The sequence below is a fragment of the Streptomyces sp. N35 genome (genome assembly GCF_016464295.1).
In the GTDB taxonomy this organism is placed as follows: domain Bacteria; phylum Actinomycetota; class Actinomycetes; order Streptomycetales; family Streptomycetaceae; genus Streptomyces.
Window position 1 is genome coordinate 47,601 of record NZ_JAEIMH010000019.1, and the last position, 15,180, is coordinate 62,780.

Below are 15,180 nucleotides of genomic sequence, written 5' to 3' on the forward strand. Positions count from 1 at the left end.
GCGACATGAACGCCCGCACGAGACCCGCCACCTGAACCACCGGACGAGACCCACGACATGAACCACCTGGAAGCGGTACGCATGATCCTCACCGTCACCCCGAACCCCTCCCTCGACCGCACCTACGAGGTGCCCGCCCTCGAGCGGGGTGAGGTCAACCGGGCCGATGGCGACCGGATGGACCCGGGCGGCAAGGGGGTCAACGTCTCGCGCGCGGTCGCCGCGGCCGGACAGCGCACCGTCGCCGTACTGCCGCTCGGCGGGGCGCCCGGCGCCCTGGTCGCCCAGCTCCTCGGCGAGCAGGGCATCGAGGTGGCGCCGGTCGAGGTCGAGGGCGCGACCCGCTCCAACATCTCGATCGCCGAGCCCGACGGCACCCTCACGAAGATCAATGCGGCCGGTCCCGAACTGACCGCCACGGAGGCCGAGTCACTGCTCGCCACGGTGCGTTCGGCATCGCTGGGGGCGTCCTGGATCGCCTGCTGCGGCAGCCTGCCGCGCGGCCTGGCGCCGTCCTGGTACGCCGATCTGGTGGCCCGCGCCCATGCGGCCGGCGCCCGGATCGCGCTCGACACCTCCGGTCCCGCGCTGACCGCCGCACTGCGTGAGCGCCCGGATGTCGTCAAGCCGAACGCCGAAGAGCTCGCCGAAGCGGTGGGCCGCCCGCTGCACACCGTCGGCGACGCGGTGAAGGCCGCCGAGGAGCTGCGGTCGCTCGGCGCCCGCGCGGTGCTCGCCTCGCTCGGCGCCGACGGACAGCTGCTCGTCGACGACAGCGGCGCGTACTTCGCGAGCGCCCCGGTCGAGACCGTGCGCAGCAATGTCGGCGCGGGCGACGCCTCGCTCGCCGGCTTCCTGATCGCGGGCGGCTCGGGACCCGAGGCCCTCGCCTCCGCGGTCGCGCACGGAGCGGCCGCCGTCCAGCTGCCGGGCAGCGTGATGCCCACGCCCGGCGGCCTCGACCTGTCCGCGGTCCATGTCACGGCCGACGTACCGCTGGACCGCGCCCTGACCGAGCCGGCGTCATGACCCGCGCCCCGCTCCCCACCTGTCCCCGAATACCCCCCGTTTGCGAGCAAAGGAGCCCGCGATGAGCGAGATGATCACCGCGGAACTGGTCGACCTCGACCTGTCCGCCGAGACCAAGGAGGCGGCGGCGCGTCTCCTCGCCGAGCGGATGGTGGCCCTCGGCCGCGTCACCGATCTCGACGGCTTCCTCGCCGATGTCGCCGCCCGCGAGGCGCAGATGCCGACCGGGCTCGACGGCGGGATCGGCATCCCGCACTGCCGCAGCGCCCATGTCACCGAGCCCACGCTGGCCTTCGGAAGGTCCGCGCAGGGCATCGACTTCGGGGCGCCGGACGGCCCGGCCGACCTGATCTTCCTGATCGCCGCGCCCGCCGGCGCCGACGAGGACCACCTCACGATCCTGTCCTCCCTCGCACGCCAGCTGATGGACGCCGAGTTCACGGCCGCGCTGCGGGCGGTCGGGGACGCGGGGCGGGCTGCCGCGCTGATACGGGGAGAGGCCTCCGTATCCGCGGAAGAGCCGGCTGCCGGGGAGTCGGCGGCCGAGGAATCGGTGGCCGAGGAGCCCGCGGCGGTCGCGGACCCCGCTCCCGGGGAGACCTTCAAGATCGTCGCCGTCACCTCCTGCCCCACCGGCATCGCCCACACCTACATGGCCGCCGAGTCCCTGGAGAACGCCGGGCGCGAGGCGGGCGTCGAGCTGGTCGTGGAGACACAGGGCTCGGCGGGCTTCACCCGGCTCGACCCGGCCGTGATCGCGGCCGCGGACGCGGTGATCTTCGCCCACGACGTCCCCGTACGCGACAAGGACCGCTTCAGCGGCAAGCCCACCGTCGACGTCGGCGTGAAGGCGGGCATCAGCCGTCCCGCCGAGCTGATCGCCGAGGTCCGCGGGAAGGCCGCGCGAGGCGAGGTGTCGACGGGGGCCGCCACTCCGGTGGAGGCGGCAGGCGACGAGGGCGACGGCTACGGCACCAAGCTGCGCAAGTGGCTGATGTCGGGCGTCAGTTACATGGTCCCGTTCGTCGCGGCCGGCGGTCTGCTGATCGCCCTCGGCTTCGCGATCGGCGGCTATGAGATCAACACCGCCAAGTCGGTCGTCGACCACTTCGTGTGGACCGAGGCGGCCAGCTGGGCCGCACTGTTCTTCCAGGTCGGCGGGCTCGCCTTCGGCTTCCTCGTCCCGGTGCTCGCCGGTTACATCGCGTACGGGATGGCGGACCGGCCCGGTCTGGTGCCCGGTTTCGTGGGCGGCGCGGTCGCCGTCACCATCAACGCCGGCTTCCTCGGCGGTCTCGTGGCGGGTCTGATCGCGGGCGCCACGGTCATGGCGATCCAGAAGGTACGTATCCCCGCCGTACTGCGCGGCATCATGCCGGTGGTCGTGATCCCGCTGATCTCCTCGGCGGTGGTCGGCTTCCTGATGTTCCTGGTGGTCGGCGAGCCGATCGCCTCGCTGCAGAGCGGCCTGACGAACTGGCTGCAGTCCCTCGACGGCTCCAACGCCGTGATCCTCGGAGTCATCCTCGGCCTGATGATGTGCTTCGACCTGGGCGGTCCGCTCAACAAGGTCGCGTACGCCTTCGCGGTCGGCGGCCTCGGCGCCAACGCCACGGACGGCAACCTGAAGGTGATGGCCGCGGTCATGGCCGCCGGTATGGTCCCGCCGCTCGCGATGGCTCTGGCCACGACGGTGCGCGGCAAGCTCTTCACCAAGACCGAGCGCGAGAACGGCAAGGCGGCGTGGGTGCTCGGGGCCTCCTTCATCACCGAAGGCGCGATCCCGTTCGCGGCGGCCGACCCGCTGCGCGTCATCCCGGCCTCGATGGCCGGTGGCGCGGTCACCGGCGCCCTGTCGATGGGCTTCGGCGCGACGCTGCAGGCTCCGCACGGCGGCATCTTCGTGGTCCCGCTGATCGGACAGCCGCTGCTCTACCTGGTGGCGGTCGTGGCGGGTACCTGTGTGTCGGCCGGTCTGGTCATCATCCTGAAGGGGATGCGGAAGCCCGCGGCAACGGGGACTGCCGCGCCTGCGGCGGCCGAGGTCGCGCCGGTGGCCGTCAAGGAGACGGTCTCGGTCTGAGCCGCGGACCGGTTCGCTGCTTGGTTCACCGATCGGTTGGCTGATCGGGCGGGCGATCGGGCGGGTGATCCGACGGGTGATCAGGCGGGCGATCCGACGGGTGATCCGGCGGGTGATCCGGCGGGGTCCCTGAACTCCCGCGAAGGGCCCTGGATTTCCGTACGAGGGAATCCGGGGCCCTTTCGTATGCCCTGCCGTATCACTTTGCTCCGGCTTTGCGGCTGCCCTGCGAGATACGTCACTTCGGGACCAAAGTCCCTTTCGGGCCCTGCCGTAAGGCCCGTCCGTGCTGTCTACTGGCCCGCATGTTCGATCAGATCTCGATAGTCCAGCAGATCGGCCTGACGGTCCTCCTCGTCGCGACCGTGGCATGGGTCGTCGGCCTCGCCCGCCTCCTGCGCCGCGATCGCTTCGAGATCGCGATCTGGCGCGACGCCCAGCGCGCCGGTGCACTGCCCGCCCACCTCGACGGGATTCCGCGGCAGTCGGTCCCGCATCCGACCGAGCGCGTCGACCTGACGGAGGAGGAGCGCGCGGCCTTCGCGGGGCTGGTGCGCGGGCTGAACGAGAAGCGGTAGACGCTTCTCTCCTCTTTCGCCTCGGGGTGGACTGTCCGAGCTTCTTGGCCGGGACGGGTCCGTGAACGGGCGCGGGCGCCTCAGAGTGACGCGCCCCGGCCCTCCATGACGCCCCGGGCCTGACCCTCCTCGCCGTACACCTCGCACACATGCCGCCCGTCCGGCGAATCGGTGTGCTCCACCTCCCACAGGCTCAGCTCCTGCCCGTCCGCGAGCAGGAACGCATGCTCGTACAGCGTGAACCCCGAGTCCGTGCGCCCCGGCCGTCCGAAGGCCTGGGTGATCTGGTGGGCCACCGCCGTACGCAGCAGTCGCGCGGTCTCCTCGCCGGGCCGGTCCGCGTTCTCCGCGCGGCGCAGCAGTCGCCGGCCGTGGTCGGCCGAGTCCTCGTGGGCGAAGTGCGCATACGCCCTGCGGGGCGCCGGGGCGACCAGCAGGACCGTCTCGAGCAGCAACGGTTCGGCACCGCTGTGGCCCGCGTCCTCCCCGCTCATGACGTCGTGGCGCGGTGCGTGGTCGGCCGGGAACGGCAGCCGGGCCGCCGCCGTGTGGACCTCTTCCGCCTCGGTGTACAGCTCGTGCTGCTGCTCGCGGCGCACGGTCGCGTTGTGCACCAGCTCCCACAGGACCAGGGCGCTCCCGTCGCCGAGCAGCCAGGTGTGCCGGTAGGTCTCGCGGTACAGACCGGCGCTGTGCTGCGCCGAGTGCAGCGCGACGTCATGGGCGAGCGCCGTCTCGAGGCGTGCCATCGTCTCGTCGGGCAGCTCGAAGGAGTTGAGGGCGCGTCCGAGGAGCTGGTCGACCTGCTCCTGGGGGGTCTCGTTCGGAACGCTCAAGGTTTCTCCCGGCGTTGCTGCGGTTGCCTGGCCGCAGCACTGGCTTGGGGCGCTGACTCTTGCCACGGGGCCGTCAGCCGCCGGCTGCCGGTCGATGCCGGTCCGTCATCGACTGCCAGTCGCTGCTTGTGACCTCGTGGCCGCTCACCGTAGTGCCTCGGTCGGACATCATGTCCGTCGTTCGGGAAAACGTACGAGAGTTGTCGCGGGTTCCCAGGTCGCGTGCGCCGGGCGGAAGTTGATGCGCGGCAGCGCGCGGTGGACCGCCCAGCGTTCGGTGGCCGGCTGTTCGGGCGGCGGTGCGCCTGCCCGTACGACTCCCGGGCAGTTTCCGTCCAACGGCCTTCTCAACGGCCTGCACAACTGCCTGCGTCACTACCTGTACAACTCGCCGTACGACGGGAACTCCCCGCCCGGTCCCCGCACCCCTTCCGCCGCTTCGACGGCCTTCACGATCGCCCGGGTCACGGTGTCCGCGGCCGCGGCGAGCAGCTCGTTGACCGTGGTCAGGGCCTCCAACTGCCCGTCCGGGAGCGGCTTCTCGCCGGTCGCGAGGGTGAAGACCGTATCCCCGTCGTGCAGCAGATGTACGGGGCGTACGGCGCGGGCGATGCCGTCGTGTGCCGTTCCCGCGAGCTTCTGCGCCTGGGCGCGGGTGAGCCGGGCGTCGGTGGCGACTACGGCGAGGGTGGTGTTGAGGGGAGCGCCTGGGCCGACGGCCGCTTGCAGGGCGGTGGTGCGGGCCTTTGCTTCGGCCAGGCGTTGTTGGGCGCGGTGGTGGACGTCGGGGGAGGGGCGGTCGGTGGTTGCGTCCGTGCCGGTGCCGGTGCCGGTGCCGCTGCCGCTGTCGGTGCTTACGTCCGTGTCGGTGCCCGCGTCCGTGTCGGTGTCCGCGTCCGTGGAGGTGTCGGCGTCCGCGTCGCTCGTGAAGTACTGCCCGTAGAGCATCCCGTTCCGTGGATCCGTCACCGCTCCCACGGCGTTGACCACGACCAGGGCGCCGAGCGTGTGTCCCGAGGTGAGTCGGGTGCTCGCTGTGCCGACGCCGCCCTTGAGTCCGCCGGCCACGGCGCCCGTGCCCGCGCCGACGCATCCCTGTGCGATGTCCTCGGAGGCCGCCTCGGCTGCCTCCCGGCCGAAGGACGCGTCCGGCCGGGCCCGCCAGTCGCCCCCTCGGCCGAGGTCGTAGACGCAGGCGGCGGGCACCACGGGGACGACCTGGCCCGGGCCGCCCACCGGGAAGCCTCGGCCCTGTTCCTCCAGCCAGGCCATCACGCCGGAGGCGGAGTCCAGGCCGTAGGCACTGCCGCCGGTCAGCACGATCGCGTCGATCCGCTGCACCAGGTTCCGCGGATCGAGGGCGTCCGTCTCCCTTGTGCCGGGGCCGCCGCCGCGCACGTCCACGGCTGCCACGGCGCCGCCCTCGGGGGCGAGTACGACCGTCGTCCCGGTCAGCCAGCCGTCCCCGGCACGTGTCGCATGGCCGACGCGCACTCCGCGCACGTCGCTGATCGCGTCCCTGCTCTTGGTCATGGCCCATACGTACCACGCTGATGTGGCACGCCAGTTGGGCCCGTGTGTGGGGCGCGAGCTGGGCCTGTGTGTGGGACGCGACTTGGGCCCGTGTGTGGGACGCGAGTTGAGCCCGTATACGGGACGCAAGTTGAGCGCCGTGTGCGGGACGCGAGTTGAACCCATGTGCGGGACGCGAGTCGGGCTCGTCTGCGGCACGCCTGTCGAGCCCGCCGTGCGCTGATGCCACGGGCGCGCTGCCCGTCCCGAGCCCCTCGGCCCGAGCCCCCCGGCCCAAGCGCCCCGGCCCAAGCCCCTCGGCCCGAGCGCCCCGGCCCAAGCCCTCTGCCCGAGCCCCTCTGCCCGAGCCCCCGGCCCAAGCCCTCGGCCCGAGCGCCCCGGCCCGAACCCCCGCAGAGGGCCCCGCCCGGCCCGGGCGGTCAGGCGGACACGCGCAGGCGCTCCGTCGAGCGCGCCGCTGCCGCGTAGCGGCGGAGGACCAGGCGGGCGATCCGCGGGTGGTCGGCGAGCGGCTCGGCGACCGCCCACGCATCCGCCCGCTCCAGGGCGAGCGTGAAGCGGCCGGGGGCGAGCAGATGCGTGGCGACGGCGATGTTGTCGTAACCGGCGGCCCGCAGGCGCGCGACCGTGTCCGGGACCGTCGGCTCCGACGACGAGCAGTACGCGGGCAGCACAGGGACCGGTCCGCGCTCGGCGTCGAGCAGCACGTTCAGCTGGCTCACGGCGGTACGCGCCCCGTCATTGCCCCCCGCCCGTGACGACCCGGCCGCGGCGACGACGACCGCATCGGCCCGGCCGCCGGCCCGCCCCTCGGCCTCCCGCAGCCGTCCGTACAACGCGAGCGCCACATCCGACTCACCGCTCAGCCCTTCGGTGACCACCGTGTCGAGCATGCGCGGCGCCGCGACGACCTCCGGAATGTCGACGGTCCGGTGGAACCCGTCCCCGAGCAGCAACGGCACCACCACAACCCGCCGCACCCCCGCCTCGGCAAGCTCATCGAGCGCTCCCGCGAGGGAGGGCTCCTGGTGGTCCATGTGCCCGACGACGGGACGTATTCCGCCCAGCGCCTCCACGACATCGCACAGCCGCCGGATCGTCGCCCCCGCCTCGGGCACGGCACTGCCGTGCACGGCGAGCACGAGGGCCGGGGTGCCGTCGGTGGTGGTGGTGTCGTCGGTCGTGGTGCCAGGAGTCGGGAGCACCTGGACAGCGGGGGGCACGTGGGCAGCCGTGGGCACCTGGACGAGGGCAGAAGCAGGGCGCATGCCTTCGACGCTACGCATCCCGCGCACTCACCGGATCTGCCGGAAGCCCTGGGGAGAGGGGGCCGGTGGTCCCCGATCCCGGCCACCCGCCTCCCCGATCCCGGCCGCCTGGCCCTCGATCCCGGCCGCCCGCCTCTGCGATCCCGGCCGCCTGGCCCTCGATCCTGGCCGCCCGCCTCTGCGATCCCGGCCGCCTGGCCCTCGATCCTGGCCGCCCGCCTCTCCGATCCCGGCCGCCTGGCCCTCGCTCCCGGCCGCCCGCCTCCCCAATCCAGCCCGCCCGGCCCTCGCTCCAGCCCGCCCGGCCCTCGATCCCGGCCGCCCGGCCCTCGATCCCGGCCGCCTGGCCCTCGATCCCGGCCGCCCGCCTCCCCGATCCCGGCCGCCCGGTCTCGGTTCATGGCACCCGCCTCCCCGATCCACCCCGCCCGCCCCCAGTCCAGTGCGCCCACCCTCCGATTCACCCCGTCCGCCCCCGCCCAGTGCGCCCACCCTCCGATTCACCCCGTCCGCCCCCGCCCAGTGCGCCCACCCTCCGATTCACCCCGCCCGCCCCGGCCCAGTGCGCCCGCCCCCGGTCCAGCCCGCCTGTTCCCCGACCCACCTCGCCCATCGCGCCGCAAACCCACCCACCCAGTGCTCCGTAGAGCCCCCACCCGTCGACGGACCCCTGCCACAAGGCCCACCCCTCAAGGGCCCCATGACCTGTGCGAACAGGTCCTTCACGGCCCGGGACCAGCCCCACGGAGGCCTACCGTCGAAACAGAGGCTTCCCCAACGCATGCCCGGAGAGTGACCGCCATGACCCAGACCCTGGTACTGATCGGCCACGGCATGGTGGGCCAGCACTTCCTGGAGGTGCTCGCCGAACGCGGTGCCTTCGCGGGCGAGGACGGCCCCGGCTGGCACGTCGTCGTCCTCGCCGAGGAGGACCGCGTCGCCTACGACCGGGTGCACCTCTCCTCCGCCTTCACCGGCACCGACCCCGACGAACTCTCCCTCACCGACGCCGAGTTCCTCGCGCGGCACGGCATCGACCTGCGCCTGGGCGACCCCGCCGAACACATCGACACCGCCGCCCGCAAGGTCACCACCGTCTCGGGCACCGTCGTCGACTACGACGCCCTGGTGCTGGCCACCGGCTCGTACCCGTTCGTGCCGCCGATCGACGGCGCCGACGCCGCGGGCTGCTTCACCTACCGCACCCTGTACGACGTCGAGACCCTCACCGCGTACGCCGAGGAAGCGAAGACCGGCGTCGTCATCGGAGGCGGGCTGCTCGGTCTCGAAGCGGCCGGAGCGCTGCGCACCCTCGGCCTGGCGACGCACGTCGTCGAGTTCGCCCCGCGCCTGATGCCGATGCAGGTCGACGACGGCGGCGCCGCCGCGCTGCGCGCCACCATCGAGGGCATGGGCGTCGCCGTGCACACCGGTGTCGGCGCGAGCAGCGTCGAGACCGACGCCGACGGCCGCACCCGCGCGCTGCGCCTGTCCAACGGCGAGACCATCAACGCCGACCTCGTCGTCTTCTCCGCAGGCGTCCGCCCCCGCGACCGCCTCGCGCGCGAGGCCGGTATCGCCGTCGGCGACCGCGGCGGCGTCGTGGTCGACGAGCACTGCCGCACCACCGACCCGTACATCTACGCCATCGGCGAGTGCGCCCAGACCGCCGACGGCCGGGTCTACGGTCTGGTCGCGCCCGGCTACCAGATGGCCGAGACCGCCGCCGACGCCCTCGCGGGCGAGGGCACCAAGGTGTTCAACGGTGCCGACACCTCCACCAAGCTCAAGCTGATGGGCGCCGATGTCGCCTCCTTCGGCGACCCGTTCGCGCAGGAGGGCAAGGACGGTGCGGTCTCCGTCGTCTTCTCCGACTCGCGTGACGGCGTCTACAAGAAGCTGCTCCTCGGCCCCGACGGGGCTCTGCTCGGCGGCATCCTCGTCGGCGACGCCGAGGCGTACAGCTCGCTGAAGCCGCACACCGGCAAGCAGCTCCCCGCGCCCGCCGAGGCCTACGTCGGCCCCGTGACCGCCGCCGACATCCCCGGCGCCGACGCGCTGCCGGACGACGCGGTGCTCTGCTCCTGTCACAACGTCACCAAGGCGCAGGTCACTTCGGCCATCGCCGCCGAAGGCATCACCGACCTCGGCGGCATCAAGAAGTGCACCAAGGCCGGTACGGGCTGCGGCGGTTGCGTCAACACCCTGCAGGCCGTCCTGGACGCCGAACTCTCCGCCGCCGGCATCGAGAAGGCCAAGGGCCTGTGCGAGCACTTCGAGCTCAGCCGCTCGGAGATCTACGAGAAGATCCGCACCGAGCACATCCGCTCCTTCACCGAACTCCTCGAGAAGTACGGCAAGGGCGAGGGCTGCACCGTCTGCAAGCCGGTCGTGGGCAATGTGCTCGGCACCCTCGGCCCGGAGCTGGGCCTGACCCACATCCTCGACGGCGAACAGGCCACCCTGCAGGACTCCAACGACCTGTACCTGGCCAACCTTCAAAAGGACGGCACGTACTCGGTCGTCCCGCGAGTTCCCGGCGGCGAGATCACACCCGATGCGCTCATCGTGATCGGTGAAGTCGCCCGCGACTACGGCCTCTACACGAAGATCACGGGCGGTCAGCGCATCGACCTGTTCGGCGCCCGTGCCGAGCAACTCCCCGAGATCTGGCAGCGGTTGGTCGACGCCGGCTTCGAGTCCGGCCACGCCTACGGCAAGTCCCTTCGTACGGTGAAGTCCTGCATCGGATCGAAGTTCTGCCGCTTCGGGCAGGGCGACTCCGTGCAGCTCGCCATCGACCTCGAGCTGCGCTACCGGGGACTGCGCGCCCCGCACAAGATCAAGGGCGGTGTCTCGGGCTGTCTGCGCGAGTGCGCCGAGGCCCGCGGCAAGGACATCGGCGTCATCGCCACCGCCAACGGCTGGAACCTGTATGTCTGCGGCAACGGCGGAACCACCCCCCGCCACGCCGACCTCCTCGCCGCCGACCTGGACGCGGCCGAACTCTTCCGCCTCATCGACCGCTTCCTCATGTACTACGTCCGCACGGGCGAGCGCCTGGAGCGCACCTCCGCGTGGCTGGAGCGCATCGACGGCGGCCTCGAGCACCTGAAGTCCGTGCTCGTCGAGGACTCCCTCGGCATCTGCGCCGAGCTCGAAGCCCAGATGGAACGGCACGTCGCCGCCTACCAGGACGAGTGGGCCGCCGTGCTCGCCGACCCGGAGAAGCTGCGCCGCTTCAAGCCGTTCACGGCCGCGCCCGAGGGCGGGGTGTCCTTCCGCGAAGACCTCGCGGCCGGTCTCGAAGCGGGCCGCGGCCGCGTCGCCGTACTGCCGGACGGCACCGAGGCGGCCCTGTTCAAGGACCGTTCCGGCGCGCTGTACGCGGTCGGCAACCGCGACCCGTACTCCGGCGCCGCCGTGATGGCGAACGGCATCATGGGCAGCCGCGACGGCGTCCCCACCATCGCCTCGCCCATGCACAAGCAGGAGTTCGACCTGCGCACCGGCGTCAGCCTGGACGACCCCGAGGTCGCCCTCGGCGCCCCCGAGCTGCCGTAACCGCACGCCACGACGCCCCGGGCCGGTCCTGCACGAGGACCGGCCCTCTCGGCATACGCGCACGACCCGGGCGCTGACGACGTCGGCGCCGACGGACGCGGTGCCGACCGCAGCCCTGCCGACGGTCCCGGCCCGCGCGGACCCAACGTCCAGCCGCACACAGGTCCTTGGCCTGCGCACAAGCCGACTTACGCCTCTGCTTCCGCGGATAAAGGGGACGCAACCTGGATGGGTACGGATCAACTCCTTCACCCCCAGGAACAGCGCATGCCTGCCGTAAAGGAAACAGTCGAGGTCGCACAGCGGTCGTACGACCCCGCGCAGTACCGTCCGGGCCGCCCCATCACCGACTGGGAGCCGGAGAACGAGCTCTTCTGGAAGTCCACCGGCAAGCGCGTGGCCCAGCGCAACCTGTGGATCGCCGTCCCCGCCCTGCTCGTCGCCTTCGTGGTGTGGCAGGTGTGGAGCGTCACCGCGACGAACCTCAAGGACGTCGGCTTCTCCTTCACCACCTCGCAGCTGTTCTGGCTGACGGCCATCCCCGGCCTCACCGGCGGCACGGCCCGTATCTTCTACACCTTCCTCGGCCCGAAGATCGGTCAGCGCACCTTCACGGCGATCTCCACGGTCGTCCTGATCGTCCCGCTCCTGTGGCTGGGCTTCGCGATCCAGGACACCTCGACCTCCTTCGGCACCATGGCGATGATCGCCGCCCTGTGCGGTATCGGCGGCGCCAACTTCTCCTCCTCGCTCGCCAACATCGGCTTCTTCTTCCCGAAGAAGGAGAAGGGCAACGCGACCGGCATCAACGGCGGTCTCGGCAACCTCGGCGTCTCCGTCGTCCAGCTGCTCACCCCGATCGTCATCACCAGCTCGGTGATAGCCATCGGCTCCGGCCAGCACAACGCCAAGACCGGCAACGAGGTCTACCTCCAGAACGCCGCCTTCCTGTGGGTCCCCGTCCTGATCGTGCTCGCCGCCATCGCCTGGTTCGGCCAGAACGACCTGAAGACCGCCTCGACCTCCTTCAGCCAGCAGAAGATCATCTTCAAGCGCAAGCACAACTGGCTGATGACCTGGCTCTACGTCGGCACCTTCGGCTCCTTCATCGGCTTCGCCGCGGCCCTGCCGATGCTGATCAAGACCACGTTCCCGGACTACTCGGTCGCCACCTACGCCTGGATGGGCCCGGCGCTCGGCGCCCTCGCCCGCTGGGCCGGCGGCTGGATCGCCGACAAGATGGGCGGCGCCCGCGTCACCATCCTGTCCTTCGTGGGCATGGCCGTATCGATCATCGGCGTGATCAACTTCCTGCCCGCGGGCGGCAACGACGGCAACTTCGCCGGCTTCTTCGCCTGCTTCCTTGCCGCGTTCTTCTTCTCCGGCATCGGCAACGGCTCGACCTTCCGCCAGATCCCGGTGATCTTCCGCAACCAGCACCTGAAGGGCCTGACCGAGGGCACGCCCGAGTACGCGAAGGCGCTGAAGCAGACGGAGATGGAAGCGGGCGCCGTCACCGGCTTCACCGCCGCCATCGCCGCGTACGGCTTCTTCTTCATCCCGGCCCTGTTCGCCAACTTCGCGGTGACCAGCGCGATGTGGGGCTTCGTGGCCTTCTACGCCAGCTGCATCGTGGTCGCCTGGTGGTTCTACGCCCGCAAGGGCGCCGAGTCGCCGTCCTGATCCACCCGGCACAGCGACCGGCACAGCACGCCTTCGGAGACCGCACAGCGGTTTCCGGGGGCTTTGCCGCACCCGGGACAAAAAACTTGTGAAAGTTTTCACAAGCGGACAATGGTCCAAGGTCCCTGGCAAAACCGCAGGTGAGGGCCCCTTCGGCGGGCGAGGTGGGCATACCGGAGGGACCATTGGTACCGAACCAGGGACCAATGCGGCCCGAAATGATCGATCAAAAGCAGTCCAATGGATGTGTAGCAATGAGGCGACACGCGAACTCGAAAGGTTCGGGCGATGACTGCAACTCCTGCGGAGAAGACCGTTAACGACGAGGCCTGGGACGGCTTCAAGGGCGGCCTGTGGAGGGACGCCATCGACGTCCGCGACTTCGTGCAGCAGAACTACACGCCTTACGAAGGCGACGACTCCTTCCTCGCTGGTCCCACGGAGCGCACCACCGCGGTGTGGAACAAGCTCCTCGGCATGTTCCCGGAGGAGATCGAGAAGGGCATCTACGACGTCGACGTGAAGACTCCGTCGCGTATCGACGCCTTCAAGCCCGGCTACATCGACGCGGACAAGGACCTGATCGTCGGCCTCCAGACCGACGGTGCGCTCAAGCGCGCGATCATGCCCAACGGAGGCTGGCGCATGGTCGAGGGCGCCCTCAACGCCTACGGCTACGAGGCCGACCCCGAGGTCCGCGAGATCTACACGCACCTGCGCAAGACCCACAACGAGGGTGTCTTCGACGCCTACACCCCCGAGATCCGCGCCTGCCGCTCCTCCGGCATCATCACCGGTCTTCCCGACGCGTACGGCCGCGGCCGCATCATCGGCGACTACCGCCGTGTCGCCCTCTACGGCGTCGACCGCCTCATCGAGGACAAGAAGGCCGTGAAGGCCCAGTTCGACGCCGAGTGGCCCACCGAGGACGTGATCCGCGGGCGTGAGGAGACCTCCGAGCAGATCAAGGCGCTCGGCGAGCTCAAGGCGATGGCGCAGTCCTACGGCTACGACATCTCCCGCCCGGCGCAGACCGGCCGCGAGGCCGTCCAGTGGCTGTACTTCGCGTACCTCGCCGCGGTCAAGGAGCAGAACGGCGCGGCCATGTCGATCGGCCGCATCGACAACTTCCTCGACATCTACCTGCAGCGCGACATCGAGGCCGGCCGCATCACCGAGGCCGAGGCCCAGGAGTTCATCGACGACTTCGTCATCAAGCTCCGTATCGTCCGCTTCCTGCGCACCCCCGAGTACAACGAGCTCTACTCCGGCGACCCGACCTGGGTCACCTGGTCCATGGCCGGTATCGGTGAGGACGGCCGCCCGCTGGTCTCCAGGACCACGTTCCGCGCGCTGCAGACCCTGTACAACCTGGGCCCGGCCCCGGAGCCGAACCTGACCGTCTTCTGGTCGAAGGAGCTCCCCAAGGGCTTCAAGGACTTCGCGTCCAAGGTCGCCATCGACACCTCGGCCCTGCAGTTCGAGTCCGACGAGCTGATGCGCCCGAAGTACGGCGACGACACCGCGATCGCCTGCTGCGTCTCCGCGATGGCCGTCGGCAAGCAGATGCAGTTCTTCGGCGCCCGTGTGAACGTCGCCAAGGCGCTCCTGTACGCGATCAACGGTGGCCGTGACGAGAAGTCCGGCAAGGTCGTCGTCAAGGGCTTCGAGCCCATCGAGGGCGAGTACCTGGACTACGAGACCGTCGCCAAGCAGTACGACGCGATGCTCGAGTGGCTGGCCAAGACGTACGTGCACGCGCTGAACGTCATCCACTACATGCACGACAAGTACGCCTACGAGCGCATCGAGATGGCGCTGCACGACCGCGAGATCCTGCGCACCATGGCCTGCGGCATCGCCGGTCTCTCGGTCGCCACGGACTCCCTGTCGGCGCTGAAGCACGCCAAGGTCAAGGTCGTCCGCGACGAGACCGGCCTCGCCGTCGACTACCAGATCGAAGGCGACTACCCGGCCTACGGCAACAACGACGACCGGGTCGACGAAATCGCCCAGAGCCTGGTCACCGGCTTCATGGAGAAGATCCGCAAGTACCCGACGTACCGGAACGCGCTGCACACCCAGTCGGTGCTGACCATCACGTCGAACGTCGTCTACGGCAAGAAGACCGGCAACACCCCCGACGGCCGTCGCGCCGGCGCTCCGTTCGCCCCGGGTGCCAACCCGATGAACGGCCGTGACGAGCACGGCTACATCGCCTCCGCGATGTCGGTCGCCAAGCTCAACTACGACGACGCCGAGGACGGCATCTCGCTGACCAACACGATCACCCCGGACGCGCTCGGCCGCACCCCCGAGGACCGCATCGCGAACCTGTCCGGCGTGCTCGACGGCTTCATGGCCAGCCACGGCTTCCACATGAACGTCAACGTCCTCAACAAGGCGACCCTCGAGGACGCCATGGAGCACCCGGAGAACTACCCGCAGCTGACCATCCGGGTCTCCGGCTACGCGGTGAACTTCGTCCGTCTGACGCGAGAGCAGCAGCTGGACGTCATCAACCGCACGTTCCACGGCTCGCTCTGAGTCACCGGCCCGGCGGGCACCCCCCGCCCGGCCCCGAGGGCCCTGCGGGCGCGGGGGGG

The 15,180-nt window shown here is 70.8% G+C and carries 9 protein-coding genes; 6 read left to right on the top strand and 3 right to left on the bottom strand.

Going from position 1 to position 15,180, the window contains the following annotated elements:
• Positions 1 to 81: 81 nt before the first annotated feature.
• The 3 genes from pfkB (at position 82) to JAO81_RS13195 (ending at position 3,690) form a co-directional block, all read left to right on the top strand.
• The gene (gene pfkB / locus JAO81_RS13185; RefSeq protein ID WP_199548062.1) at positions 82 to 1,029 is read left to right on the top strand and encodes a 1-phosphofructokinase; all 948 of its coding nucleotides are present in this window, start codon (positions 82 to 84) and stop codon (positions 1,027 to 1,029) included.
• Between the two features lie 61 nt (positions 1,030 to 1,090).
• A complete protein-coding gene (locus tag JAO81_RS13190) occupies positions 1,091 to 3,112 on the top strand; it encodes a fructose-specific PTS transporter subunit EIIC (RefSeq protein ID WP_199548011.1) in 2,022 nt (673 codons plus the stop codon).
• Positions 3,113 to 3,417: 305 nt separating this feature from the next.
• The gene (locus tag JAO81_RS13195) at positions 3,418 to 3,690 is read left to right on the top strand and encodes a hypothetical protein (protein WP_199548012.1); all 273 of its coding nucleotides are present in this window, start codon (positions 3,418 to 3,420) and stop codon (positions 3,688 to 3,690) included.
• An 80-nt stretch (positions 3,691 to 3,770) separates the two neighbouring features.
• Here the strand turns inward: JAO81_RS13195 and JAO81_RS13200 are convergent, their stop codons facing one another.
• From JAO81_RS13200 to JAO81_RS13210, 3 genes are all read right to left on the bottom strand, one after another.
• A complete protein-coding gene (locus JAO81_RS13200; RefSeq protein WP_199548013.1) occupies positions 3,771 to 4,526 on the bottom strand; it encodes a DUF6227 family protein in 756 nt (251 codons plus the stop codon).
• Between the two features lie 375 nt (positions 4,527 to 4,901).
• Positions 4,902 to 6,059, bottom strand: coding sequence for a P1 family peptidase (locus JAO81_RS13205; protein WP_199548014.1), 1,158 nt, complete (start codon positions 6,057 to 6,059; stop codon positions 4,902 to 4,904).
• Between the two features lie 419 nt (positions 6,060 to 6,478).
• On the bottom strand, positions 6,479 to 7,327 hold the full coding sequence (locus tag JAO81_RS13210) for a sirohydrochlorin chelatase (protein WP_199548015.1): 849 nt from the start codon (positions 7,325 to 7,327) through the stop codon (positions 6,479 to 6,481).
• 801 nt (positions 7,328 to 8,128) lie between these two features.
• Between JAO81_RS13210 and nirB the strand changes: the two genes are divergently transcribed.
• The 3 genes from nirB (at position 8,129) to pflB (ending at position 15,121) form a co-directional block, all read left to right on the top strand.
• Positions 8,129 to 10,891: a nitrite reductase large subunit NirB gene (gene nirB / locus JAO81_RS13215; protein WP_199548016.1), complete on the top strand. Its 2,763-nt coding sequence runs from the start codon at positions 8,129 to 8,131 to the stop codon at positions 10,889 to 10,891.
• A gap of 267 nt (positions 10,892 to 11,158) precedes the next feature.
• On the top strand, positions 11,159 to 12,574 hold the full coding sequence (locus JAO81_RS13220; protein WP_199548017.1) for a NarK family nitrate/nitrite MFS transporter: 1,416 nt from the start codon (positions 11,159 to 11,161) through the stop codon (positions 12,572 to 12,574).
• Between the two features lie 288 nt (positions 12,575 to 12,862).
• Positions 12,863 to 15,121, top strand: a complete 2,259-nt coding sequence (gene pflB, locus JAO81_RS13225) for a formate C-acetyltransferase (protein WP_199548018.1) — start codon at positions 12,863 to 12,865, stop codon at positions 15,119 to 15,121.
• Positions 15,122 to 15,180: the final 59 nt, after the last annotated feature.

Coding starts and splice junctions, on each gene's coding strand:
- pfkB (WP_199548062.1), top strand. CDS start 82: ATGATCCTCACCGTCACCCCGAACCCCTCCCTCGACCGCACCTACGAG.
- JAO81_RS13190 (WP_199548011.1), top strand. CDS start 1,091: ATGAGCGAGATGATCACCGCGGAACTGGTCGACCTCGACCTGTCCGCC.
- JAO81_RS13195 (WP_199548012.1), top strand. CDS start 3,418: ATGTTCGATCAGATCTCGATAGTCCAGCAGATCGGCCTGACGGTCCTC.
- JAO81_RS13205 (WP_199548014.1), bottom strand. CDS start 6,059: ATGACCAAGAGCAGGGACGCGATCAGCGACGTGCGCGGAGTGCGCGTC.
- JAO81_RS13210 (WP_199548015.1), bottom strand. CDS start 7,327: ATGCGCCCTGCTTCTGCCCTCGTCCAGGTGCCCACGGCTGCCCACGTG.
- nirB (WP_199548016.1), top strand. CDS start 8,129: ATGACCCAGACCCTGGTACTGATCGGCCACGGCATGGTGGGCCAGCAC.
- JAO81_RS13220 (WP_199548017.1), top strand. CDS start 11,159: ATGCCTGCCGTAAAGGAAACAGTCGAGGTCGCACAGCGGTCGTACGAC.
- pflB (WP_199548018.1), top strand. CDS start 12,863: ATGACTGCAACTCCTGCGGAGAAGACCGTTAACGACGAGGCCTGGGAC.